27 protein-coding genes are annotated in these 25966 nt (G+C 37.6%); 23 read left to right on the forward strand and 4 right to left on the reverse strand.

The features are described 5' to 3' along the window. Positions 1-20: 20 nt before the first annotated feature. Positions 21-215 (reverse strand): twin-arginine translocase TatA/TatE family subunit, encoded by a 195-nt coding sequence (gene tatA, locus ACKGJN_RS02935; protein ID WP_409537932.1) that lies wholly within the window; start codon positions 213-215, stop codon positions 21-23. Positions 216-337: 122 nt separating this feature from the next. Here tatA and ACKGJN_RS02940 point away from each other — a divergent pair, with 122 nt between their 5' ends. From ACKGJN_RS02940 to ACKGJN_RS02970, 7 genes are all read left to right on the forward strand, one after another. Continuing rightward, positions 338-1204 carry a M23 family metallopeptidase gene (locus ACKGJN_RS02940; RefSeq protein WP_409537933.1) on the forward strand — a complete coding sequence of 289 codons (867 nt, stop codon included), beginning with the start codon at positions 338-340 and terminating at the stop codon, positions 1202-1204. 6 nt (positions 1205-1210) lie between these two features. Next, on the forward strand, positions 1211-2710 hold the full coding sequence (locus ACKGJN_RS02945; RefSeq protein ID WP_409537934.1) for a GH3 auxin-responsive promoter family protein: 1500 nt from the start codon (positions 1211-1213) through the stop codon (positions 2708-2710). Between the two features lie 6 nt (positions 2711-2716). Further along, positions 2717-4402 carry a DUF6909 family protein gene (locus ACKGJN_RS02950; protein ID WP_409537935.1) on the forward strand — a complete coding sequence of 562 codons (1686 nt, stop codon included), beginning with the start codon at positions 2717-2719 and terminating at the stop codon, positions 4400-4402. Positions 4403-4409: 7 nt separating this feature from the next. Beyond that, on the forward strand, positions 4410-4955 hold the full coding sequence (gene rfbC / locus ACKGJN_RS02955) for a dTDP-4-dehydrorhamnose 3,5-epimerase (protein WP_409537936.1): 546 nt from the start codon (positions 4410-4412) through the stop codon (positions 4953-4955). Between the two features lie 85 nt (positions 4956-5040). Next, the gene (gene rfbD, locus ACKGJN_RS02960) at positions 5041-5904 is read left to right on the forward strand and encodes a dTDP-4-dehydrorhamnose reductase (RefSeq protein ID WP_409537937.1); all 864 of its coding nucleotides are present in this window, start codon (positions 5041-5043) and stop codon (positions 5902-5904) included. A gap of 27 nt (positions 5905-5931) precedes the next feature. Further along, positions 5932-6921: a UDP-glucuronic acid decarboxylase family protein gene (locus tag ACKGJN_RS02965; protein WP_409537938.1), complete on the forward strand. Its 990-nt coding sequence runs from the start codon at positions 5932-5934 to the stop codon at positions 6919-6921. A 13-nt stretch (positions 6922-6934) separates the two neighbouring features. Then, entirely contained in the window at positions 6935-7711 is a 777-nt protein-coding gene (locus ACKGJN_RS02970; protein WP_409537939.1) for a glycosyltransferase family 2 protein, read from the forward strand. Here ACKGJN_RS02970 and ACKGJN_RS02975 read toward each other — a convergent pair. Then, the gene (locus ACKGJN_RS02975; protein WP_409537940.1) at positions 7700-9007 is read right to left on the reverse strand and encodes a phenylacetate--CoA ligase family protein; all 1308 of its coding nucleotides are present in this window, start codon (positions 9005-9007) and stop codon (positions 7700-7702) included. The genes ACKGJN_RS02970 and ACKGJN_RS02975 overlap by 12 nt on opposite strands. 90 nt (positions 9008-9097) lie before the next feature. On the opposite strand from ACKGJN_RS02975, the gene purD reads away from it, so the two are divergent. Then, entirely contained in the window at positions 9098-10372 is a 1275-nt protein-coding gene (gene purD, locus ACKGJN_RS02980; protein ID WP_409537941.1) for a phosphoribosylamine--glycine ligase, read from the forward strand. Here purD and ACKGJN_RS02985 read toward each other — a convergent pair. Beyond that, positions 10364-10594 carry a DUF6341 family protein gene (locus ACKGJN_RS02985; protein WP_409537942.1) on the reverse strand — a complete coding sequence of 77 codons (231 nt, stop codon included), beginning with the start codon at positions 10592-10594 and terminating at the stop codon, positions 10364-10366. The genes purD and ACKGJN_RS02985 overlap by 9 nt on opposite strands. 105 nt (positions 10595-10699) lie before the next feature. On the opposite strand from ACKGJN_RS02985, the gene ACKGJN_RS02990 reads away from it, so the two are divergent. From ACKGJN_RS02990 to ACKGJN_RS03005, 4 genes are read left to right on the forward strand one after another with little or no spacing between them, the layout of a single operon-like run. Continuing rightward, a complete protein-coding gene (locus ACKGJN_RS02990) occupies positions 10700-11566 on the forward strand; it encodes a DUF6427 family protein (RefSeq protein WP_409537943.1) in 867 nt (288 codons plus the stop codon). A gap of 36 nt (positions 11567-11602) precedes the next feature. Further along, on the forward strand, positions 11603-12604 hold the full coding sequence (locus tag ACKGJN_RS02995) for a DNA adenine methylase (RefSeq protein WP_409537944.1): 1002 nt from the start codon (positions 11603-11605) through the stop codon (positions 12602-12604). A 2-nt stretch (positions 12605-12606) separates the two neighbouring features. After that, positions 12607-13212, forward strand: coding sequence for a DUF4254 domain-containing protein (locus ACKGJN_RS03000; RefSeq protein WP_409537945.1), 606 nt, complete (start codon positions 12607-12609; stop codon positions 13210-13212). A 3-nt stretch (positions 13213-13215) separates the two neighbouring features. Continuing rightward, on the forward strand, positions 13216-14307 hold the full coding sequence (locus ACKGJN_RS03005) for a glycosyltransferase family 9 protein (RefSeq protein WP_409537946.1): 1092 nt from the start codon (positions 13216-13218) through the stop codon (positions 14305-14307). A 151-nt stretch (positions 14308-14458) separates the two neighbouring features. Here ACKGJN_RS03005 and ACKGJN_RS03010 read toward each other — a convergent pair whose 3' ends face one another. Continuing rightward, on the reverse strand, positions 14459-15505 hold the full coding sequence (locus ACKGJN_RS03010; protein ID WP_409538374.1) for a 2Fe-2S iron-sulfur cluster-binding protein: 1047 nt from the start codon (positions 15503-15505) through the stop codon (positions 14459-14461). Between the two features lie 95 nt (positions 15506-15600). Here ACKGJN_RS03010 and ACKGJN_RS03015 point away from each other — a divergent pair, with 95 nt between their 5' ends. The 11 genes from ACKGJN_RS03015 (at position 15601) to atpA (ending at position 25902) form a co-directional block, all read left to right on the forward strand. Then, on the forward strand, positions 15601-17085 hold the full coding sequence (locus tag ACKGJN_RS03015; protein WP_409537947.1) for a DUF5687 family protein: 1485 nt from the start codon (positions 15601-15603) through the stop codon (positions 17083-17085). An 18-nt stretch (positions 17086-17103) separates the two neighbouring features. Beyond that, the gene (locus ACKGJN_RS03020) at positions 17104-17817 is read left to right on the forward strand and encodes an ABC transporter ATP-binding protein (RefSeq protein WP_409537948.1); all 714 of its coding nucleotides are present in this window, start codon (positions 17104-17106) and stop codon (positions 17815-17817) included. An 89-nt stretch (positions 17818-17906) separates the two neighbouring features. Beyond that, positions 17907-20450, forward strand: a complete 2544-nt coding sequence (porW, locus tag ACKGJN_RS03025; RefSeq protein WP_409537949.1) for a type IX secretion system periplasmic lipoprotein PorW/SprE — start codon at positions 17907-17909, stop codon at positions 20448-20450. An 11-nt stretch (positions 20451-20461) separates the two neighbouring features. Beyond that, entirely contained in the window at positions 20462-20872 is a 411-nt protein-coding gene (locus ACKGJN_RS03030; RefSeq protein WP_409537950.1) for a bactofilin family protein, read from the forward strand. Continuing rightward, positions 20841-21068: an AtpZ/AtpI family protein gene (locus tag ACKGJN_RS03035; RefSeq protein WP_409537951.1), complete on the forward strand. Its 228-nt coding sequence runs from the start codon at positions 20841-20843 to the stop codon at positions 21066-21068. The genes ACKGJN_RS03030 and ACKGJN_RS03035 overlap by 32 nt, the downstream gene beginning before the upstream one ends. A 118-nt stretch (positions 21069-21186) precedes the next feature. Continuing rightward, on the forward strand, positions 21187-21573 hold the full coding sequence (locus ACKGJN_RS03040; RefSeq protein WP_409537952.1) for a hypothetical protein: 387 nt from the start codon (positions 21187-21189) through the stop codon (positions 21571-21573). Between the two features lie 133 nt (positions 21574-21706). Beyond that, a complete protein-coding gene (atpB, locus tag ACKGJN_RS03045) occupies positions 21707-22792 on the forward strand; it encodes a F0F1 ATP synthase subunit A (protein WP_409537953.1) in 1086 nt (361 codons plus the stop codon). 24 nt (positions 22793-22816) lie between these two features. Beyond that, positions 22817-23047 (forward strand): ATP synthase F0 subunit C, encoded by a 231-nt coding sequence (atpE, locus tag ACKGJN_RS03050; protein ID WP_006989078.1) that lies wholly within the window; start codon positions 22817-22819, stop codon positions 23045-23047. 91 nt (positions 23048-23138) lie between these two features. Then, entirely contained in the window at positions 23139-23633 is a 495-nt protein-coding gene (locus tag ACKGJN_RS03055; protein WP_409537954.1) for a F0F1 ATP synthase subunit B, read from the forward strand. Positions 23634-23723: 90 nt separating this feature from the next. Next, positions 23724-24281 (forward strand): ATP synthase F1 subunit delta, encoded by a 558-nt coding sequence (atpH, locus tag ACKGJN_RS03060; protein ID WP_409537955.1) that lies wholly within the window; start codon positions 23724-23726, stop codon positions 24279-24281. Positions 24282-24321: 40 nt separating this feature from the next. Beyond that, complete coding sequence (gene atpA, locus ACKGJN_RS03065) at positions 24322-25902, forward strand: F0F1 ATP synthase subunit alpha (protein ID WP_409537956.1); 1581 nt, start codon at positions 24322-24324, stop codon at positions 25900-25902. Positions 25903-25966: the final 64 nt, after the last annotated feature.

The raw sequence follows: 25966 nt of genomic DNA on the forward strand, positions 1-25966 counted from the left end.
TTTAAAGTATTTAGAAAGGATTACTTGTTTTCTTCAGGTACCTTCTTGTTATCAGAATCATCTTCTTTGGAAGCATCTTTAAACTCTTTTATTCCGCTACCCAAACCTCTCATTAATTCTGGAATTTTACGGCCACCAAATAAGAGTAATATAACTATTACAATAAGAATGATTTGTGGTGCTCCTATCATCAATGGTAAAATCAGTGCGTTCATAATAAAAAATTTTATCCTACAAACTTACTAAGAAATCCTTAAAACTAACGTTTCCCAACAATAAAAAACAATAAAATAGTATAAATTTAACTTTATACTATCTTTGTCAAAGCTTCGAAAAAATGGGTAATAAAAAAGATAACAAAAAATTTGCCACTAAATTACTGCATAAATACAGGCTGGTAATTTTAAATGAAGATACATTTGAAGAAAAATTATCCTTTAAGTTAACCCGTCTCAATGTATTTGTTGTGGTAACGCTAAGTGCGATAATCCTTATCGCGGGCACTACATTTTTAATAGCCTTTACCGGTTTAAGGGAATATATTCCCGGATACTCTTCTGCAACTTTGAAAAGACAAGCTACAGAGTTGGCCTATAAAACAGATTCCCTTCAAAGAGTCCTGATGTTGAATAACCAATACTATGAGTCGGTAAAACGTGTATTGACCGGGGAATTGGACAGTACAAACTTAAATAGGGATTCCGTGATAAAGCGGGGAATAAATGATCCTGACTTACTAAATTTAAATCCTTCCCGTGCAGATTCTCTATTAAGGGATCAGGTTGCACAGGAGGATAAATATAATATTTTTGAAGAAGCCGGTTCTGAGATGGAATTTGCATTGTTTCCGCCGGTTAAGGGGTCAATTTCTGAAAAATATAATATTAAAACCCGCCATTTTGCAGTAGATGTAGTTGTTTCAAAAAATGCGCCCGTTAAAGCAGTTGCCGATGGCCGAGTGATTTTTGCAGAATGGAGTGCCAGTACCGGATATGTGATAATCATTGAACATAATTACGGCCTGATTTCCGTATATAAGCACAACTCCTCCCTCACCAAAGAACAGGGTGATTTTGTAAGATCCGGAGAAGTGATTGCCGCTGCCGGATCTACAGGCGAATACAGTACAGGTCCCCACCTTCATTTTGAACTATGGAAAGAGGGAAATCCTGTAAATCCAACAGATTATATTGATTTTGATTAACTATTTATGTCTATAAAATCCTTTTCAGCTAAACTCTTTGCCAGATATATCCGGAATAAAATAGATTCCTGGGCGAGCCATCCTATAGAAACCCAGGAACGGGTTTTCAAGGATCTAATAAAATTTGCCAAAAATACCCGGTTTGGACAAGATCACAATTTCCAAAATATCACCTCCCATGAGGAGTTCATAAAAAATGTTCCTGTAAGGGATTATGAAGAACTTCGGTTTTATGTAGATAAAATGGTTGCCGGCGAAAAAGATATTTTATGGCCCGGGAAACCCCTTTACTATGCAAAAACCTCTGGAACAACAAGTGGAGCAAAGTATATTCCGCTTACCAGGGAATCCATGCCAACGCATATTAATGCTGCCAGAAATGCTATTTTATGTTATATAGCCGAAACTGGGAAAGCAGCATTTGTGGATGGTAAAATGATCTTTTTACAGGGAAGTCCGGAACTGGAAGATAAAAACGGAGTGAAACAGGGAAGACTCTCCGGAATTGTGGCACATTATGTTCCCGCTTATCTTCAAAAGAACAGAATGCCAACGTTGGAAACCAATTGTATTGAAGATTGGGAAACCAAGGTGGATGCGATTGTGGAGGAAACCAAAGCAGAGGATATGACCGTGATAAGCGGAATTCCCTCCTGGGTGCAAATGTATTTTGAACGACTTTATGAGAAAACTGGAAAACATATAGGAGATCTTTTTCCAAATTTCAACCTGTTTATTTATGGCGGGGTGAATTATGAACCCTATCGGGCAAAATTTGAAAACCTGATAGGCAGAAAAGTGGATAGTATTGAGTTGTACCCTGCTTCTGAAGGGTTTTTTGCATTTCAGGATAAACAGGATGTAAAAGGAATGTTGCTTCAGCTGGATTCAGGAATGTTTTATGAATTTATTAAAGCAGATGAATTTTTTGAAGAAAACCCTGCCCGTTTAGGAATTGGAGCGGTTGAAATTGGGATTAATTACGTGATGATCATCTCTACAACAGCCGGTTTATGGGGGTATAATATTGGAGATACCGTTCTGTTTACCTCATTGGCTCCATACCGGATAATAGTTTCCGGAAGGATCAAGCATTTTATTTCGGCTTTTGGAGAACATGTGATCGCAAAAGAAGTGGAATTTGCAATGCAGGAAGCTACAGAAAAAACTTCCGCCAGAATTTCAGAATTTACCGTGGCTCCGCAAATTACTCCTGATGGGGAAGAATTACCATACCATGAATGGTTCGTGGAATTTGAACAAGAGCCTGAAAACATGAATGAATTTATTGATATCCTGGACAGGTCCATGCAAGAGCAAAATTCTTATTATTTTGATTTAATTGAAGGCAGGATCCTTCAGAAGTTAAAAGTAACAACAATTCCACAAAATGGATTTCAACAGTATATGAAGTCTATAGGAAAACTGGGCGGTCAAAACAAATTACCAAGATTATCAAACGATCGAAAAATCGCCGATGATCTCGAGAAAATTAAAAAGAATTAGAACAGAATGGGAAATTTCAAATTGATGGGCAGAACGAGGGCACAGGAGAGCACCAATGCCATTGAACGCATGTATATAACCATGCGGCATTTGTTCAATCGCGGATTTTATAAGCCAATGGGTGTTTCTGGGGATACTTTAAGGGAATCTCTTTTGACCCTCAGGCCCGAAATTTATGGCTCAATAGCCGATGAAAAAGTGGAACTTGAAGGGCTTTTATATGTTATAGATCGTTTACCAAAAGGGATTGAAGAATGTAGGTATATTAACTTAACCAGTGATGAGGGCTATGCCAATTCACATTTTAAGCCTATTGTTCCCCCTAAAAGACGCAGGAATTGTTACCGGATCGATGAGGAACAAATGAATATTGAAATTACCAGGGGGCGATCCGAGATCTACGATATCCTTACGCACCTCACCTTTTTGTTCATGGAATCGCATAAAATAATGCGCAGGGTGATTATAGATGAAGATGGGGAGATGACAAGGGATTGGAAAAAGCTTGAAGAAGCAGTTTTAAAAAAGGAACTGTCACAAATAGAGCGCGAAATAGCCTTAACGCATACTTCAAATATTCTGGGAAGAACATTTAAAGAGGTTACAACACTTTATCCAAAATTCATGATTCCCGAAAATGAAGAGCGTTTTTTACACATCATCTATTGGCTGGGGAAATTGGCAATTGAAGAAACCATTGAATCCAATAAGCGCATTGTTACTTTTAGCCCGGTTTTAAGGGAACGCCTTGGTCATCATATCCACGGAGAGATTTGGGCAGATTCCATTAAAAAGCAATTACTGGAAAACAACTTAATGCATCGTCCAATTCATATTATAAGTGCAAATATGCATAGCGTGATGAACACGTTGTATGCTCCAATAGCTTTAAAAGAGGAGTTGAAGAAGAAAAGTTCGATGGAACTATATAAGGAATTAAGCGATAGTTCCAACGGGCAGTTGCGCCACAAAGTGATGAAAGTTGCTTTGGAGAACGGCATGAAATTTCTTGAAGATTTTAGTGGGGCTTATATCGATGTACAGATATTTGACACCTCCAAGATAAAAAACGGGTACAGAAATTCAGGATTTGAAGATAAACCAGAAGATAAAAAACCTGTAATTGTTGTAATGGATTATGCTTTTGGAGAACAGGCTTACGAAACCATGGATGAACTCCTGAAACCTTATACATTTGAAGAAAATGAGATCCATTTAAATGCCAGTTCAATTTCCATAATGGGAAAAGCAGGAATATTAGATGGAGGAAAAGGCGATATTATGATCCCTTCTGCCCATTTGTTTGAAGGCACTGCAGATAATTATCCCTTTAACAATGAACTAAAAAAATCTGATTTTGAAGACAGCCAAGTTAAGGTTGTTGATGGATCTATGATCACGGTTTTGGGAACTTCGTTGCAGAATAAGGATATTCTAAGATTTTTTCAGGAATCAACCTGGAATGTTGTAGGACTTGAAATGGAAGGCGCCCATTATCAAAAAGCGATTCAGGCAGCATCAAAACTTCGCGGAAATATAAGTGAAAATGTACAAGTTCGGTATGCCTATTATGCTTCAGACAATCCCTTGATTACCGGGAGTACCCTGGCGTCGGGTGGACTTGGGACTACCGGGGTAAAACCCACCTATCTTATCACAGAAAAAATATTGGAACAAATATTCAATTCTTAAAAAATCTATGCAATTTCATCCAACTCCATTAAAAGATTGTTTCGTCGTAACTCCTGAGGTTTTTAAGGATCACCGGGGGATTTTCGTGGAAGCCTATCATAAAAAAAAGTTTAAAGAAGCAACAAATCTGGAAATTGAATTTGTTCAGGACAATCAATCAGTTTCAAAAAAGGGGGTTTTAAGAGGCCTGCATTTTCAGACCGGAGATTTTGCACAGGCAAAACTGGTGCGGGTTGTTTACGGAGAGGTTTTGGATGTGGTAGTAGATCTTCGGCCACATTCTCCAACCTTCAAAAAAGCACACAAAATTATTCTGAATGACGAGAATCAACATCAGCTTTTTGTGCCCCAGGGTTTTGCGCACGGGTTTATAACACTTTCTGAAACTTCGGTTTTTTCTTATAAATGTGACTGTTTTTATTATCCGGGATCCGAATCCGGAATTATCTATAATGATCCTTCCCTTGCAATTGACTGGGGATTTCCGGAAGAAAAAATGATTTTATCTGAAAAAGACCTTAAATTACCAACATTAAACGAACTCTTTCAATAATAAATTTATTAGAAACACATTGCTTAAATTTCCTTACGGAACTTTTCATTTAAGCCATTTGAAGTTACTCAAAACAAAAATATATATGAAAACAGTTTTAGTTACCGGTGCCTCAGGTCAATTGGCATCCTGCATTAAAAAGTTTTCCGAAGCGGAAGATTCTATCGACTGGCTTTTCATGGATTCTTCAGAAATCGATATTACTTCAAAGTGTGATCTTGAGGAATGTTTTAAGAGCAAACGAATCGATTTTTGCATTAACACTGCAGCTTACACCAATGTTGAAAAAGCCGAATCGGAACAGGAAAAAGCCTTTAAAGTCAATGCCGATGCGGTTAAAAATCTCGCTGTAATTTGTAAAAAAAACAGCACTGTCTTGATTCACGTCTCCACAGATTATGTTTTTGACGGAAGTGCGAGCAAGCCCTATTCTGAAACAGACACCACAAACCCTATCAATGTTTACGGAGCTTCAAAACTTAAAGGAGAAACCAGTATCCGGGAGAATATGAATGAATATTTTATTTTTAGGACTTCCTGGTTATTTTCTGAATTTGGTCATAATTTTTATAAAACCATCTTAAAGAAAGCTGCTGAAAATGCAACTTTGAATATTACCACCGCCCAAACAGGAACACCTACAAATGCAAATCATTTGGCACAATTGATCTTGAAACTTATCCGGGAGAAAAATTCAAATTATGGGCTGTATCATTTCAGCAATTTGGGAGAAACAACCTGGTATGGCTTTGCAGAAGAGATATTAAGGGTTTCAAACAATCTGGAAAAAATTAAGCTAAACGAGGACATTTCTTATAAAACAACTGCAGCCAGACCAGCGTATAGCGTACTAAACAAGCAAAAGCTGATAGAAACCTTAAAATTCATTCCCGTTTCCTGGCAAGAAGCTGTAAGAGAGGTCTATCAAACAGAAAATGTTATTATATAAACAGACCTTATCAACATATATCTATTTATGGCAAAAAGAATATTGATCACAGGCGCGGCTGGATTTTTGGGATCTCATTTATGCGACAGGTTCATCAAAGAAGGTTTTGAAGTCATAGGAATGGATAACCTGATTACGGGCGATATGAAAAATATTGACCATCTGCTCAAAGAAGAAGCCTTTGAATTCTATCATTATGATGTAACAAGATATGTTCACGTTGCCGGAGACCTGGATTACATTCTCCATTTTGCCTCCCCTGCAAGTCCAATAGATTATTTAAAAATTCCCATTCAAACTTTAAAAGTTGGATCCCTGGGGATTTTGCATTTACTGGGTCTGGCAAAGGAAAAAAATGCACGGATCCTTATCGCTTCTACTTCAGAGGTGTATGGTGATCCGCTTGTGCATCCTCAAAATGAAGATTATTACGGAAATGTAAATTCTATAGGCCCGCGTGGGGTATATGATGAAGCAAAGCGTTTTCAGGAATCCATGACGATGGCCTATCACAGGTTTCACGGTGTTGAAACCCGTATCGCACGTATTTTTAACACCTATGGTCCACGAATGCGTTTAAATGATGGAAGGGTAATTCCCGCATTTATTGGGCAGGCATTGCGTGGAGAAGATCTTACCGTTTTTGGGGAGGGTGCCCAAACCCGCTCTTTTTGTTATGTAGATGACCAGGTTGAAGGGATTTACCGCTTATTGCTTAGCGATTACAGCGATCCCGTAAATATTGGAAACCCGGATGAAATCACTATTAAACAGTTTGCAGAAGAGATCATAAAACTAACCAATTCAACTCAAAAAATTGTTTACGAACCTTTGCCGGAGGATGATCCGTTAAAACGTCAACCGGATATTACCAGGGCCAAAAACATCCTTGGATGGGAACCCAAAGTTTCCCGAAGTGAGGGAATGAAGCTCACCTATAACTATTTTAAAGGGCTCACAAAGGAGGAATTGTTCAAAAGTGAGCACAAGGACTTTTCAAGGCATATAAAGCGCTAAAAACCCTGTCAGGATGAATGAGCCATTGGTTTCTGTGATTATGCCCGCCTATAATGCTGCAGCTTATATTTCAGAAGCAATCGCCTCGGTGCAAAACCAAACTTATAAGAACTGGGAACTGTTTGTAATTGATGATTTTTCAACCGATGAAACCTGCTCCATTGTTGAAAATATTATAAAGCCGGAACCAGGGATTCACCTTCTGAAAAATTTAAAGAATGAAGGCACAGGAGCTGCCAGAAATAAAGGTATAACCGCTTCAAAAGGAGATTTTATAGCTTTTCTTGATGCCGATGATCTCTGGCTACCTGAAAAGCTGGAAGTCCAGATGAAATTTATGAAGGAAAACCAGCTGGCGATGTGTTTTTCAAGCTACCATCTAATTTCTGAAAATGGTGCGTATTTTTCAAAAGGCATTCTCGCTTTACCAAAGCTTAGCTACAAAAAACTGCTGAAAGCAAATTACGTAGGCAACCTTACCGGAATGTATGATGTTTCAAAAACAGGTAAAATTTACAGTCCGCTACTGCGCAAAAGACAGGATTGGGCCCTATGGCTTTCGGTATTAAAAAAGGTGAAATTTGGCAAAGGTATACAGCAGCCACTGGCTTGTTACAGGATACGAAAAAACGGCATTTCAACCAACAAATGGGCACTTATCAAATATAATTATCGGGTATATAACCGCTTTCTGGACTTCGGAATTTTAAAAAGCAGTGGTTATATGGTTCTTTTTTTATGGGAACATTTTGTGGTCAAAAGGAAACAGAAGAAAAAATTAGACCAATGAGGAAAACTGCTGAAGTTTTCCGCTTTTGTTCCTTTTTAAAAAAGATTTCTGCTCAAAATCCACTTTGAGATTTTTACCCACAAAAATTTCTATAGCGACTAATATTTTCTGAATTTGAACCGCTGTGAACGGTTCTTCACTTACATATTCAATTTTAAACCGGTCCAGTTCGGTTTGAAAGATCACAAATTCCTTGATGCTTCCGGTATCTTCAATAATAGATTTTGTCACGTAATAAAACGTAAGCCCGGGAACAACTTTCCCGTTTGCAAGTACAGCCACGTCATTGGTCCTTCCTGTAAGTGTTTGTAAAATAGGTTTTTTAAAACTGCTCTTTCTGGACAGACTTCCAATATCGCCAATGTCATAACGTATCATTGGATGTGCTTTATTGTAAAGAGAAGTGATTACAACTCTTCCTTCTTCCCCGTACGGCAAAACCTTATCCTCATCGTCCAGAATCTCAATATATAAACCTTCAGAGTTCACCACCCATTCGCCTTCAGGATTTTCAAAAGCAATCAGGCCGGCTTCACTCGCCCCATATTCATTAATAACCGGTACTCCAAAGGATTTTTCGATCTGTTTCTTATCTTTTTCAAAAAGCTTTTCAGAAGTTACAATACATATTTTAAGGGTAGGGCAAATCGTTTTTAAAACAATCCCTTTCCTGCTGAGGTATTTCGCAAAAAGCAAAATGGCACTGGTATACCCGTTTATATAATCAAAGTTTGATCTTTTAAACCGGTTTAAAAATATTTCCATCTTTTGTTCACTAAGATCAAAAATATTGAACCTTCTTCTTAAGCTCATGCGGTCTTTAAACCGTTCCTGTAAATTCCCGAAAAAATCCAGTGGAATTCCGTAAAAACGTGCCTGTAGTGATTTGTTGAGGTCTATATCCATCCACTGATACCGGTCGATAAATTCTGCCCAGGCAAGTGCATGGCACAAGCGATCTTTTGCAAAAATAAAAGGATGACCGCTGGAACCGGATGTTTTTCCAATATAGGTATTGTTTTTATTGAAGGAGTCGCTTAAACGTTCCTTCAAAGGATGTTGCAGATCTGACTTTTGCATTACAGGAACCTCTTCCCAACTTAAAAAAGAAGGACTTCCGAAGAAATTTTTATAATTCGTATTATTCGCCAAATGATAGTTCACAATACTTTTCCGTTGCTTCTCCAAATAAGAATGATATTCGGACTCTGGAATATCCTGAATTTCGCGCAGCAATTTTTGCGCCCTGTTAATGGGAAATTTATTGAGTTGTAGGGAGATTTTAAACCAGTTCAAGAATATTATTGGCTTTAATTTATTCAAAATTATTAGTGCTTCAATTTACAAACAATTATTTTTGGCGCAAGAACAATAAATAACTTCTCCATGAATATTTTAATTTTGGGTGCCGGTGGCCGGGAACATGCTTTTGCATATAAAATTTCCCAAAGCGAATTATGTGACAAACTCTTTATCGCGCCGGGAAATGCCGGTACAGCCCAGTTTGGTAAAAATATAAATTTGAAGCTAACCAATTTTGATGCAATTAAGGAATTTGTATTGAAAGAATCCATAAAAATGGTAGTAGTTGGACCAGAGGATCCTTTAGTGCTGGGAATTTCAGATTTTTTCACAGAGGATTCGGAGTTGAAAGACGTTGCTTTAATAGGCCCTTCAAAAAGGGGAGCCCTTCTGGAAGGAAGCAAGGAACGCGCAAAGGAGTTTATGTTCATGCACAAAATACCAACTGCTGCTTACCAAAGTTTCACTGCAGAAAGTTTACAGGCCGGAAAAGATTTTCTGGATACCCTAAATGCGCCTTACGTATTGAAAGCCGATGGTCTTGCAGGTGGAAAGGGAGTTTTAATCCTAGAAGATTTAGAAGAAGCCAAAAAGGAACTGGAAAATATGCTGCTTGAAAGCAAGTTTGGGAACGCAGGAGAAAAAGTTGTTATTGAAGAATTCCTGGATGGTATAGAATTAAGCGTATTTGTTTTAACCGATGGGGAACATTATAAAATGCTTCCCACGGCAAAGGATTATAAACGAATTGGGGAAGGAAATACAGGCCTTAATACCGGCGGAATGGGCGCGATATCCCCGGTTCCTTTTGCAGATGATGAATTGATGCAAAAAATAGAGGAACGCATTGTAAAACCAACGGTAGCAGGACTTAAAAAGGAAAAAATAGATTATAAAGGTTTTATTTTTATAGGGTTAATGGTGATAAAAGGTGAACCTTATGTAATTGAGTACAATGTACGAATGGGGGATCCGGAAACAGAAGTTGTTTTGCCCCGCATAAAGTCAGATTTGGTGGAATTGTTTCAGAAGGTCGCTTCAAAAACCCTGAATGAAACCGAAATTGAAATTGACGGGAATACCGCAGCAACGGTAATGCTCGTTTCAGGAGGTTATCCGGAAGCTTATGAAAAAGGGAAGGAAATTTCAGGTATTGCAAATGTGGAAGGTTCGCTGGTTTTTCATGCTGGAACAAAAGAATTTAATGATAAGATCATTACCAATGGTGGCAGGGTACTGGCGGTTACTTCTTTTGGCAGCGATTACAAAGAGGCACTAAAAAAATCTTATCAAAATGTAGATAAACTTCATTTTGATAAGATGTATTATAGAAAGGATTTAGGATTTGATCTATCCTAAAAACGAATGTGCAGTTGGGTCGCGGTCCTCTTCATCATTGTCATTGAATTTTTTAAGTTGCAGCATCCAAAAGAGAAAAGCAACAAAAGCAATAACTACAAAAATCCAATTCATAAAATTGGCGAGAAACCAGGATTCTAATTCCAAATCTCTAAGCAAGTCGAAAGGGATGAATAAAACATCTTCAAAAAGAGATGCAATTCCTTCAAAAAATTCTTTCATTGTATAACTTTGTTATATTATTTTACAAAAATAGAAAAAACCCCAATGCTAACAAGCTTTTTTAGCAAATCAAAACCGGTAAATTTTTTAGCTGTAATAGTTGTTATGGCTTTATTTTACGTTTTTGCAAATTACGAAGTCTTATTTACAGGTTTTAATGTGTCTCTTATAGCAAAGAAAACAGGGATATTAGTATGTTTTATAATAGGGGTTTGGGTATTGGATTTTATTGCGAGAAAAAATGAACTAACTCAAAGAAGCGCTTTCAAGATCGTACTATTTGCCGTTTTCTCAACTTCATTTTTACCAATCCTTAGAGATAATCAGGTTATTGTAGCCAATTTATGCGTTTTAATGGCCTTGAGAAGAATCATAAGCTTAAAATCCCATAAAGAAATTCAGAAGAAAATTTTTGATGCAACTTTCTGGGTTTGTATTGCATCTTTGTTTTATTTCTGGTCCATCTTATTCCTAATCGTGGTCTATAGCGGGATTTTAATGTATACTGCAAATTATTTTAAAAACTGGTTGGTCCCACCGGTAGCTATTTTCGGGGTGATATTACTGGTAACTGCGTTTCATATCCTTTTTTACGATCAGTTTTACAGTTTTCTAGCCTGGTTTCAGGAAAGCAGTTTCGATTTTCAGGCATACAACGATCCGGGTTTATTAATTCCGCTCAGCATAATCCTGGCTTTATCGCTCTGGACGCTTTTTCACTATTTTGGATTGTTAAAAAAAGCCAGTATAAATTCCCGGCCAACATATACGTTGGTTTTTCTTACATTACTTGTTTCTGTTGCTGTTGCAATTTTCTCGCCCGTTAAAAACGGGAGTGAATTTATATTCTACTTTGTGCCCTTGTCTATTATCGCATCCAATTATTTTGAAAGCAAGCGGGAAAGGACCTTCAAGGAAATTCTATTAATTGGCCTGGTCTTAATGCCATTTTTAATCCCTATTTTATTTTGAAAAATCTTAATTTGCTGAAATTATCCGGGCAGTAAAATGAATTATATAGGCTCCAAAAATAAACTTTCAGGATTTATAAAATCCAATGTTGAAAAAGCGGTTTCCGGGGATTTAAGCGGAATGGTATTTTGTGATCTTTTTGCAGGAACCGGCAGTGTAGGCAGGAATTTTAAAACTTCGGTAAAACAGGTAATTGCCAACGATGTTGAATTTTACAGTTTTTCATTATTGAAAAACTACATAGGAAATCATCAAAAACTCCATTTTGAGACTTATTTATTATTTCTGAATGAACTTTCAGGAATAAAAGGGTTCATTTTTCAGAATTATTCGGAAGGAGGAGATGCCGGCCGACTTTATTTTTCTTCTGAAAACGGACAAAAAATCGATGCTGCAAGATCTCAGATAGAAACCTGGAAAAATTCAGAAGAAATTGGGCTCAATTTATATTATTTTCTGTTGGCTTCCCTTATAGAAAGTGCCGATAAAGTTGCAAATACTGCTTCGGTTTACGGTGCATATTTAAAAAAGATAAAACCTTCCGCAGCTAAAATAATGCAGATTGCTCCGGCCTATTTCGAGCTCACCAAAAATCCACATCGGGTTTATCAGGAAGATGCCAATCAATTAATCAAGGAAATTGAGGGAGATATCCTGTACCTGGATCCACCTTACAACAACCGGCAATATGGCGCCAATTACCATTTGTTGAATACTATCGCCAAATATGATACCTTTGTTCCCAGCGGGAAAACTGGCTTGAGATCTTATTACAGATCTGAATATTGCCAAACTTCCCAGGTGAAGAATTCCTTTGAAACATTGCTGAAGAATGCCCGTTTTAAGTACATTTTTTTAAGCTATAACAATGAAGGATTAATGCCGGCAGCAGAGATTCGAGAAATAATGCAGGGATTGGGAAAATATGATCTTGTTACAACAGATTATCAACGTTTTAAGGCAGATAAGACCGAAAACCGAAATCACACGGCTTCTGCCACAAAAGAATATTTACACATTTTAGAAAAAAATCAATAAGCATGTTTTCAACTAAGGCAAATCGTATATTTAAGGAAGTAATTGAAAAATATCACGAGATAAATACAGTTAACCAGGAGTTTAATAATCCGTATGATCAAGAAAATGAACTTCTGGAACATTTATTATACAGAAAATGCTGGATAGATACCGTACAATGGCATTATGAGGATATAATCCGGGATCCCAACATAGATCCGGTCGCGGCTTTAAAATTGAAAAGAAAAATTGATGCTTCCAATCAGGATCGTACAGATACCGTTGAATATATTGATAGTTATTTCCTGGAAAAATACAAGGATGTAACTCCCAAAGAACAAGCGACCATCAATACCGAAAGTCCGGCCTGGGGAGTAGATCGCCTTTCTATATTGGCACTTAAGATCTATCATATGGAGGAAGAGGCAAACAGGGAAGATGCCTCGCAGGAACACCGGATGAAATGCAAAGCTAAGCTTGATGTTTTATTGGAACAACGTGCAGATCTTTCTAAAGCTATCGACCAATTGCTTGAAGCAATTTCCAGGGGAGGTAAATATATGAAAGTTTATAAGCAAATGAAGATGTATAATGATGATGAATTGAATCCCGTTTTACGTAAAAAATAAAAAATGGCCCGCCGCACCTCTAAATTCGAAGACTTCTCTCATCCTTTGTATGATAAGCCTAAGTTAGAGGAGGCAGCACATATTCTGGTAATCCGTCTTTCTGCAATGGGAGATGTTGCTATGTTGGTGCCAGTTCTACGAATTTTAACTGCTACTTATCCCAACCTAAAGATCACCCTGCTTACCCGTAGATTTTTCGCGCCCATGTTTAAGGATATTTCAAATGTGGACGTTTATGAAGCCGATCTATCCGGGATACACCACGGATTCGTTGGTCTTTGCAGATTGGCGAAAGAACTGAAGGAACTTGAAATAGATGCCGTGGCAGACTTACACGATGTTTTACGAAGCAATGTGTTGAGGTATATTTTTTATTTGTACCGAATCCCGGTGAAGCAAATAGATAAGGGAAGAGAGGAAAAAAAGGCCTTAACTGCTGAAAATGACAAGGTTTTGAAACAGCTGAAATCCACGCATCAACGTTATGCCGATGTTTTGTCGGAATTGGGATACCCCGTGAATTTAAAAAAACCTTCGTTTCCCTCAAAACAGAAACTTTCGCCTAAAACCCTGGATATAACAGGGATAAATGTTCTTAAATGGATTGGAATTGCCCCTTTTGCACAACACGATTCAAAAGTATATCCATTGGATCTTATGGAAAGAGTGATCAGGGAGATCGATAGAGAAGGGAAAGCAGAGATTTTCCTATTTGGAGGAGGGAAATCGGAAACCGAAAAACTGGAGGAGTTAGCCAAACCATTTAAAAATGTGGTTTCTATAGCTGGAAAACTTTCGTTTGAGGAAGAACTGGCATTGATTTCCAATCTCGATGTGATGCTTTCCATGGACAGCGGGAATGCACATTTGGCAGCCATATACGGGATTCCGGTAATTACACTTTGGGGAGTAACCCATCCGTATGCAGGTTTTTCAGCATTTAATCAACCCCCGGAAAACAATTTACTTCCGGATCTCAATAAATATTCAAAAATACCAACATCGGTTTATGGCAACAAAGTCCCGGAGGGTTATGAGGATGTAATGCGAACTATTTCACCACAAAAAGTGATTGATAAATTAAAGGCTCTCTAACCCCCGAGGGGGAATTAAAAAAATATGAGAATTATTATAAACAAGGAAGATCCTGGCTTGCCAGGATCTTCCTTGTTTATACAAACCCCGAAAAGGGGCTACTTCAATAGTTATTTAGAAAAAGAAAAGCTCCCCCTTCGGGGCTGGGCTCCTAAACATCATCATAATCTACCTTTAAAACCGGCGATGTGGGTTGCGCCTGGCAGGTTAGGATCAATCCTTCAGCGATCTCGCTGTCGGTTAATATTTGATTCTTGCGCATTACGGCTGTTCCTTCTGTGATCCTGGCAATACAACTGCTACAAATTCCGCCCTGGCAGGAATAAGGAACATCAATATCATTATCTAAAGCTACTTCCAGAACTGTTTTTTTGCTGTCCATAGTCAAGGCGAAATCCTCATCATCGACCATAATGTTAAGCGCTACTTCTCCTTCGGTTGCAATTGTCACTTCATCATCTTCCTTCGCCGTGAAAAGTTCAAATAAGATATGTTTTTCAGAAATACCGTTTTGTTTTAATATTTCAGTAACACTATTTATCATTGGTTCGGGGCCACACAGGAAAAAGGTTTTAAAGCTGGTGCCCTTAAATTTATTTTTGAGAACGTAATTAACAGTACTGGTTTCTATTCTCCCAAATTGTGCGTTTTCTTCCCTTGTTTGGCTATAGATAAACTCAATAAACAACCTTTCCGGATGTTTTATTTGAAGCTCCAGCAATTCCTTGAAAAATATGGTTTCGTCCAGGGATTTATTTCCGTATACCAATACAAATTTGCTCTCCGGCTCCCGTATTAAAACGGTTTTAATAATTGATAAAACCGGTGTAATACCGCTCCCTGCAGCAAAAGCCGCATAATTTTGTGGAATGACCCCCGGTTCAAAGATAAATTTGCCTTCTGGTGGATGAACTTCCAGGATATCGCCGGCTTTTAATTTATTATTTGCCAGTCCTGAAAAAAGCCCTCCCGGAACCTCCTTAACGGTGACTTTAAATTCGTGGGTGTGCGGCGAGGAACAAAGGGAATAAGCTCTTCTTATTTCCTTGCCGTCAATAACTGTTTTAATGGTAACATACTGCCCTGCTTTATAGTTAAATTTGTCCTTTAAGTCCTGAGGAATGTCGAAGGATAAACTTACGGCCTCCGGAGTTTCGCGGATAATTTCTTTTATCTTTAACGCATAAAATTTATTCATCATCTCATATTTGTACGCAAAAATACAAAGACTTAAAGTTTTTTAATTGTAACAAATGCGTAAATTTCAACACTTGTATAAAAACTTCAGAATATATGTTTAAGCGTTTAATCTCGCTGGAATGGAAATCTTTTTTCCGGTCGGCAAGCATGGGCAAGAGCATTGGCCTAAAAATACTGATGATCTTTTTAGGTATCTATTTCACAGCGATCTTCTTATTATTTGGTATTGGCCTGTATCCGCTTGTAGAAAAATATTTTCCTGGAGAAACACCGCTTTTTGTAATAAACAGGTTTGTATTGGTTTGGCTTTTGGTTGAACTGGCATACCGGTTTTTATTACAAACCCTCCCGGTTTTAAACATCAAACCACTTTTAATATTACCGATAAAAAAACGAAAAGTGGTGAATTTTGTGTTGCTGAAATCCCTTTATTCCTTCTTTAACTTTCTGCCTTTAATGGTAATCATCCCATTTGGTATCTTCAATATTTATAAGGAGCAATTTGCAACAGGCCCTGTTCTTGCCTGGATGATTGGGATGGCAGGGTTTACCTTTTGTGTGAATTATGCCAATTTCATCATCAAAAAGAGATTTACAGAAAACTTAAAGGCGTTGATTCCGGTTTTGGTTGTTTTTTCAGGTTTAGCAATTCTTGATTATTTTAAAATTTTCGAGATCAGTGTGTGGTTTGGAAAAGGTTTAAATGAGATCCTTTTCTATCCATTTATCGCTATTATTCCAATTTTGTTATTTGTAGTGCTGTACCTTTGGAATCGTAAAAATCTTGAAAGCAAATTTTACCTGGATACCACTTTAAAGGAACAAACCAAAATCATAAATACCCGCGAGTTTTTATGGACACGCAGGTTTGGGGATATCGCACCCTACCTTCAGCAGGATTTGAAATTGATTTGGAGAAATAAACGACCCAAAACATCTATTTATATGTCCATTCTTTTCCTTGGATATGGATTGTTCTTTTACACTCAGGATACTTACCAGGATCTACCCTGGAGCTTTGTGTTTGTAGGTATTTTTATCACAGGGATGTTCATGATCAACTTTGGCCAATTTATTCCCGCCTGGGATTCCAATTATTATCCAATGATCATGGCTCAAAATATCCCGATGAACAGATATTTAACCGCAAAAGCCGGATTGATAACCTTTAGTGTTGTTGCGCTGGCGATTTTAGCTACACCGTATGCTTATTTTGGATGGAGGATATTTTTGCTGAATATTATTTGCGCCATCTACAATATTGGAGTTAACATTCCAATTTTGCTATACGCCGGATCTTTTAACCGAAAACGAATAGATCTTGATAAAAGTCCGTTCATGAATTACCAGGGAGCGGGTGCAGCGCAATGGCTGGTAGGAATTCCTCTAATGGTGATTCCTGTATTTCTGTTCTGGATTTTTTATAAATTTATTTCATATGAAAGTGGAATGCTTTTCTTATTTGGGTTAGGTGTCCTGGGGCTCATTTTAAGAAGCAGGCTTATAGATTCCATCGCACAAATTTATAAAAGGAATAAATATGCTATGATCGAAGGATTCAAACAACAGGGCGATTAAAATAAAATAAAACAGCTTATGATAACCGCAACAAACCTCAAAAAAATATATAACGGAACCACTGTTTTAAACATAGAACATCTGGATATTCCTACCGGGCAAAGTTTTGGTCTGGTAGGAAATAACGGAGCAGGAAAAACCACCTTTTTCAGTCTTTTACTGGATTTGATTCAACCTACTACCGGGAATATTTTTAACAATGAGATCACCGTTAGCCAGAGTGAAGCCTGGAAAGCTTTTACATCTTCTTTTATAGATGAAAGTTTCCTTATAGGTTACCTTACCCCGGAAGAATATTTTTATTTTATTGGCGATTTAAGACAGCAAAATAAAGCCGATGTAGATGCTTTATTGAGCACTTTTGAAGACTTCTTTAACGATGAAATTTTAAAAAAGCGCAAATATCTAAGGGACCTTTCAAAAGGGAATCAGAAAAAAGTGGGAATTGTGGCAGCACTTATCGGAAATCCTAAAGTGGTCATTCTTGATGAACCTTTTGCCAATCTTGATCCTACCACCCAAATAAGACTCAAAAAAATTATCAGGGAATTAGGTGCTTCCCAGGACACTACTTTTTTAATATCCAGTCATGACCTTATCCATATTACCGAAGTTTGTGAACGCATAGTTGTTATGGATAAAGGAATCCTTGTAAAAGACATCATCACTTCGGAAGCTACTTTGAAGGAACTGGAAACTTATTTTTCAGGAGGTCAAACCGTAGAGATATAGCATTTCTATTTCAGTAAGAAAAAGAAACGTATTTTTGAATACTAAATACTTAATATTTCAGTTATTTATTAATCAAGAACGTATTGATTTTGAATAGAATTACCTTCAGCGCTTTATGTCTTATTCTGGTGATAGTGGTCTCGGGATGTTCCCGAAAAAAGGACACCTTCATCAACAGGAACTGGCATGCCGTAAATACAGAGTTTAATACGCTCTACAACGGCAATCTTGCGCTGGAACAGGGAAAAGAACAGGTTGCCAGTTCTTACAATGAAAATTTCTGGGAAATACTTCCGGTGGAGCGCATGCAGTTTTCTGAAGAGATTGTCCTTCCTGGCGCAAATAGAAACGAACTCTTTCGGGCTGCAGAAGTAAAAGCCACCAAAGCGATTCAAAAGCATTCCATGCTTATTGGGGGAAGGGAGAAAAATCCACAAATAGATGAAGCCTATCTTTTACTGGGAAAAGCCAGGTATTATGACCAGCGGTTTATCCCGGCACTGGAGGCTTTCAATTACATTCTTTTTAAATATCCCGCAGGAAATACCATTAATCACGCCCAGATATGGAGAGAAAAAACCAATATCCGGTTACAAAACACCAGTTTGGCCATTAAAAATCTGAAAAAGATCCTTAAAGCCGAAACCCTGAACGATCAGGATCTTGCAGATGCAAATGCGATGCTGGCCCAGGCATATATCAATAGGGGGTCTTTGGATAGTGCTGTGGTTCCAATAAAAAAAGCGGCCGTTTTTACAAAAAAAGACGCAGAAAAAGGCAGGTATCACTTTATAGAAGGGCAGCTATATAATCATTTACAAAAAAAAGATAGTGCCAATTTTGCCTTTGAAAAAGTCACGGAATTAAACCGAAAAATCCCAAGGGAATATTTGATTCATGCAGAACTAGGAAAGCTCAGGAACTTTAATTTTTCTCAACAGGATCACCTAGGGCTCTATGAACAGTTAAAAGAACTGGAGGACGATCGTGAAAACAGGCCTTTTCTGGATAAGATCTATTTTCAGTTCGCCGAATATTACAAATATCTGGACTCGATAAGTCTTGCGGCAAACTATTACAATAAATCGCTCAAGGCATCTTCAAATGATACTTTTCTCCAGTCTGTAAACTATGAAACTTTGGGGAATATCTATTTTGAAAATTCCGATTACAGGCTTGCGGGAAAGTACTATGACAGTACACTTACCAAAATACCAACCCATACCAGGGATTATTTTTTTATAAAACGGAAGCGCGACAATCTTCAGGAAGTGATTCTATTTGAAGAAATTGCCGAAAAAAATGACAGTATCCTGAGACTTGTTGCTATGAGCGATGAAGAAAGACTTAATTTTTTCTCTTCCTATACGGAATCTTTAAAGCAGGCAGCAATTGCAGAAGCTAAAAAGGGAAATATCCCGGAACAGGTACCAATTGCACGAATTCCAACCGGACCGGGAATGCCGCCTGCTTTGGAAGGGCCCAATGCAGGAAGTAATACGTTTTATTTTTATAATCCAGTAAGAGTAGCCAATGGAATGCGGGATTTTTTACAAACCTGGGGCAGCAGAGAACTAAAGGACAATTGGCGCCTGGACTCGGGGGATGCCAAAAGTTTTAGTGCGGAAGAGCTGGATGATGTTTCAAGCCTTATAATTGCCAACAACCCGCAATTTGACCCACAAACATATCTGGAACAAGTCCCCCGGGAACCTAGAATAATAGACAGTCTGGCTGCCCAGCGAAATGATGCTTATTACCGGTTAGGATTGATATACAAGGGGAAATTCGGTGAAAATGAATTGGCTTTGGAAAAATTTCAGGCTTTACTTGGTTTTACATTCGAGGAAAGATTGGTGGCTCCGTCCACCTATTATTTATATCAAATCTATCTGGAAGAGGGAAACCTTTCCGAAGCTGAAAAATACAAACAGTTGGTTTTACAAAACTATGGCGATTCAAGATATGCTGCCAGTATTAGAAATCCTGGCCTGGCTGTAAAACTTAATGATGAGGTTGAAGATAAATATCTTGAACTTTTCCGTTTATTTGAAGAAGGCAACTATGTGGAGGTATTAGAGCAAAGTGAAGGTTATTTGGAAAAGTACCAGGATGAAGATATTTTACCAAAAATAAGTCTGCTTAAGGCGATGGCAACAGGCCGTTTATTTGGATTTGAAGCCTATAAAGAAGCTCTGTTAAAGGTTGCTACCAGTTATCCTCAAACAGAATCCGGAAAAAAAGCGCAGGAACTCTATAATACATCGCTTCCAAAACTGGCAAATAAAGAATTTAAGTTAACCGATGAAAACAACCTCAAATTGCTCTATACTTTTAATAAAAAGGAAGAACCGGAAGCACTTAAACTGAAAGAAAAAATTGAACTTGCCATGGCAGACTTAGGGTACTCCAAACTCTCAACTTCGGTAGATGTGTATGCTACAGACAGTATTTTTGTAGTGGCACATAAAATTGAAGATAGGAACAAAGCAGAAGGATTTGCAGAGCTATTGAGGATTAACAAAAAATATGATATTAGTAAAACACCTGTGATTATTTCTTCAGATAATTATAGAATTGTTCAGCTTCATAAAAATTTAGAAGCTTATATTGAATTAAAAGAAAAACAGTAAACCCAAATTTTATGTTTTCAAATCAGAAAAAATCAAAGTTCACGAATGAAATCAGTAAAGAGCAAAACCGGATCTCTGCAGGAACAATAATTACCGGTGATATTGAAGCCAAAGGAGGATTTAGAATAGAAGGGACTTTAAAAGGAACCCTGAAAACGTCAGGGAAAGTAGTAATAAGCAAAGGTGGATTTATACAAGGTAATTTAGATTGCCAGAATGCAGATTTTGAAGGAAAATTTTTGGGTAAGTTAATTATTCATGAAACCCTTACCCTAAGATCTTCCGCAATTATTGAAGGGGAAGTGATTGCCGGGAAACTTGCGATAGAACCAGGAGCGGCCTTTAACGCATCCTGCGAGATGAAAGGCGCTTTAAAAAACGTCAAAAAAGATGAACAAAAACAAAACGAACGCTCCGCTTGATAAATACCTTGAATTTATAAACATTGCATTTCAAATGGGGATTATAATAACAGCAAGCGTTTTGCTTGGAATTTGGCTGGATAAAAAATTTCCAAATGATTTTTCAGGATTTACAATTGGAGTTTCCCTTTTTGGGGTGTTTATCGCATTATACATGGTGATAAGAAGGGTAATGAAAATGAGCAAGGAAGATTAAAAGAACTATAAAATGAGCATATCGGAAACTTGATGCATACACAAATGAACCCGCCTGCCAGTGTTCAGGGAGATGCGAATTGCTCCGGAGACCAATAAAAAAACAATTAATATTACATATGACGCAAAAATTACTTGATTTTTTAAAAATATTTATTCCATTTTCCATCGTTTTATTTGTAATCCAATACCTGGTGGTGAATTTTCTTCTGAAGGACATCGTATTTTATTACAGTATCTGGACAATTTACTCTTTTCATATTTTAGCAACTTCCATTATTTTTATAGTAATGGTTTTAATACATAAGAATTTTAGGGACAATACCGGTTTTGCCTTTATGGGGGGAAGTCTGTTGAAAATGCTTGCTGCGGTGCTTTTTTTACTGCCTATGTTATTAAAAAATCAAGAGTTTCGGTTTATAAATTTGCTTTCCTTTTTTATCCCCTATTTTCTTTATTTGATTTTTGAAACTATTTATGCGGTCCGCCTAATAAATTCCAAATAACTATTTGGGTTTCAAAGCCATCAAAAAAGCATGAATCGAATCAAAAAAATGAAATGTTAGCTTTTAGATAAAAATTAAAAGTATACCTTTGCACGGAAATTTTGAGCACCCATTTATTAAGTTTAACAGAACTATGATAGCACAAAAATCTTTTAAGATTATAGTGGTTTTTGCACTGGCTTTGATTCCTTTGTTTTCTTTTTCTCAGGAAGAAGGCAGTAAAATTAAAGAAGCAGCAGAAAAATTCAATGCTACCGATATGATTATGCATCATATTGGCGACTCACATGGATGGCATTTTTTTGGATCTGGAGAGAATTCTTTTACCCTTCCGCTCCCTGTAATTCTATTTACTGATAATGGAATGGTTTCATTTATGTCCAGTGAATTTCACCATGATACAGAAGGTGAGTATATAGTGGAAAAAGATGGAATGCAATTCGTGAATTACCACGAAAAAATATATAAGCTTGATGAAGGGGCTACCGCTATTAATTTTGATGATGATCATAATGCGGTAAATGCAAGCAAACCCTGGGATTTTTCTATTACTAAAAATGTTGCAGCAATGTTCTTAACAGTAATTTTAATGCTGTTATTCTTCTTTTCACTTGCCCGCTACCATAAAAACAACACCAAAGCACCATCTGGTTTCAACAATGCCATGGAAGCCTTGGTTATATTTGTACGCGACGATATTGCCCGACCGCAAATTGGGGAGAAAAAATATATGAAGTTTATGCCTTTTCTTTTAACGGTATTCTTCTTTATCTGGATCACGAATCTTTTAGGTTTACTTCCAGGGGCTGCAAACGTTACCGGAAATATTGCTGTTACAGTATCGCTTGGTCTGTTTACCCTGGTATTAATAATAGCTAACGGGAACAGGGAATTCTGGAAACATACCTTTTGGATGCCGGGAATACCTACTTTTGTGAAGCCTATTTTGGCGGTCGTAGAAGTTATGGGCTTAATTATTAAGCCTATTGCCTTAATGATTCGTTTGTTTGCAAACATCACCGCAGGTCATATTATTATTCTAAGTTTATTAGGACTTATTTTTATATTGGAAAGTGCAGGAGTTGCCGGAATTTCGGTGCCATTTGCATTGTTCATAACCGTTTTGGAATTGCTGGTTGCATTCCTTCAAGCGTTCATTTTTACAATGCTGTCTGCCCTGTTCATAGGGATGGCGGTTGCGGAACATGAGCATCATTAATTTTTAATTTTTAATTTTATTACTATGGAGTATTTACACATTGGACTTGCCGCATTAGGAGCTGGTCTTGCAGTTATTGGAGCTGCTATTGGTGTTGGTAGAATTGGTGGATCTGCAATGGATGCTATCGCTCGCCAGCCAGAAGCTTCTGGAAAAATCCAAACTGCTATGATTATTGCTGCTGCACTTGTAGAGGGTGTTGCCCTTTTTGGAGTAGTTGCTGCTTTGCTAGGAGTACTTACAGTACCGGCTTAGTCTTAAGTTTTAAGAACCTGCTCGTAACGGTTGGTTACGAGTAGGTTTTAATGTTATTTTGAATTAAAAAGAATTATATATAACAATCATTATGGATTTAATTACTCCTGAAATTGGCTTGTTCTTTTGGCAAACCATCGTCTTTTTAGTATTGATCATCCTTATGGCAAAATTTGCCTGGAAACCAATTCTTGGTGCTGTTAAGAGCCGTGAAGATTCTATAAATGACGCATTGTCCTCTGCTGAAAATGCAAAAAAGGAAATGCAGAATTTGAAAGCCGATAATGAGAAATTGTTGAAGCAGGCAAGGGTTGAACGGGATGCCCTTCTAAGAGAAGCCAGAGAGATAAAGGATAAAATGATTGCCGATGCCGGAGCAGAGGCTCAGGAAAAAGCAAATCATATCGTTGGTCAGGCTCAAATCACGATTCAAAATGAGAAGAACGCTGCAATGGCTGATATTAAAAATCAGGTTGCCAGTTTGTCTATTGAGATCGCCGAAAAAGTTGTTCGTGAAGAATTATCCAATAAGGATAAGCAACGAAAGCTTGTTGAAACGATGTTGGATGATGTTACGCTAAATTAGAGTTATGAAATGAGCATAACGGAAACTTGGTACAAATACCAATGAAGATATGCGAATTACATATGACCGCTAAAACAATATTATAAACAGATGAAAGGAACCAGAGTTTCTCAAAGATATGCAAACGCGATTTTAGATCTTGCAAAAGATCAAAATGCTGCAGATGTTGTCAATGGCGATATGCAAAAGATTTTTAAAACTATTATTGGTAGTGAGGATCTTCAGGATGCACTTTCAAGTCCTGTGATTAAAGGTGGCATAAAAAAGAATGTTTTAAAGGAGATCTTTAGTGATGTCCATGCTGTTACATTGGGTGCTTTTGATATTCTTATAGAAAATAACCGGATCGCTATTTTAAAGGCAGTTGCTCAAAAATATACTTTATTGTATAATGAGATGAACCACATTCAGGTGGCAACCGTAACAACTGCAATTCCATTGGATACAGCACTGGAGGAAAAAATACTGAATAAGGCAAAAGAACTTACCGGAAGCGGTGCAACTATAGATAACATTGTGGATCCATCTATTATTGGAGGTTTTATCCTTAGAATAGGAGATTTGCAATACAATGCAAGTGTAGCTAAAAATCTAAGTAACCTGAAAAGGGAGTTTAAAAACAACACATATATTTCAAAATTAAATTAAAACAGGTGCGCAATGCGTACCAATTTTATTCTAAATAATTATGGCCGAAGTAAATCCAGCTGAAGTTTCAGCAATATTAAAAAAACAGCTTTCAGGTTTTGAAGCAAAAGCTTCTTTAGATGAAGTGGGAACTGTGCTTACGGTTGGTGATGGTATCGCCCGTATCTATGGTTTAGCCAATGCTCAATATGGGGAATTGGTAGAATTTGAAAGTGGTTTGGAAGGACTTGTTCTTAACCTTGAAGAAGATAATGTTGGGGTAGTGCTTTTAGGACATTCCAAGGAGATAAAGGAAGGATCTATAGCAAAAAGAACCCAACGTATTGCCTCTATAAAAGTTGGGGAAGGAATTTCAGGAAGGGTAATAGATACTCTTGGAACTCCTATCGACGGAAAAGGACCTATTGAAGGAGAAACTTTCGAGATGCCATTGGAACGTAAAGCTCCTGGTGTTATCTACCGTCAACCAGTAACCGAACCTATGCAAACAGGAATCAAAGCTATTGATGCGATGGTACCGGTTGGAAGAGGTCAAAGGGAATTGGTAATTGGTGACCGTCAAACAGGGAAAACAGCTGTTTGTATCGATACTATTTTGAATCAGAAAGAATTTTACGATGCCGGAAAACCCGTGTATTGTATCTATGTTGCCATTGGCCAGAAAGCTTCTACCGTTGCAGGAATTGTGAAGGTATTGGAGGATAAAGGTGCTTTGGCATATACTACCATTGTTGCTGCAAATGCATCAGATCCTGCTCCAATGCAGGTTTATGCACCATTTGCAGGAGCTGCAATCGGGGAATATTTTAGAGATACCGGTCGTCCTGCGCTAATTGTGTATGATGATTTATCGAAACAAGCGGTAGCTTACCGTGAGGTTTCCCTTTTATTACGTCGTCCTCCGGGACGTGAAGCCTATCCTGGTGATGTTTTCTTTTTGCACTCCAGACTTCTGGAACGTGCTGCAAAGATCATTAATAACGATGAGATTGCAGGGCAAATGAATGATCTTCCGGATTGGATGAAAGGAAAAGTAAAAGGAGGAGGTTCTTTAACCGCACTTCCAATTATTGAAACTCAGGCTGCCGACGTTTCTGCATATATTCCAACCAATGTGATCTCGATTACCGATGGTCAAATTTTCTTAACAACAGACCTGTTTAACTCGGGAGTTCGTCCTGCGATCGATGTGGGTATTTCTGTATCAAGAGTTGGAGGTAATGCACAAATTAAGCCGATGAAAAAAGTGGCTGGTACCCTTAAACTGGATCAGGCACAATATCGTGAACTGGAAGCATTTGCTAAATTCGGATCTGATCTGGATGCTGCAACGCTGAATGTTATTGAAAGAGGTAAGCGTAACGTTGAGATTTTAAAGCAAGCTGAAAATGACCCATATGCAGTAGAGGATCAGGTTGCAATAATTTTTGCCGGAGCAAAAAACCTTCTTAGGAGTGTACCTGTTGAAAAAGTTAAGGATTTTGAAAGAGATTACCTGGAATATTTGAACGTGAAACACCGTGATGTTCTGGACGCTATCAAATCTGGAAAATGGACAGACGAAATTACTGAAACTCTTACCAATGCGGCAAAAGAGCTTTCAGCAAAATTCAAGAACTAGTATTGAGTACAAATAACCAGGTTTTCAGGAACCTGGGCTTGTATTTAAAAAATGGATTTATAAA

This window comes from Gillisia xinjiangensis (assembly GCF_046298265.1).
Lineage (GTDB): Bacteria > Bacteroidota > Bacteroidia > Flavobacteriales > Flavobacteriaceae > Gillisia > Gillisia xinjiangensis.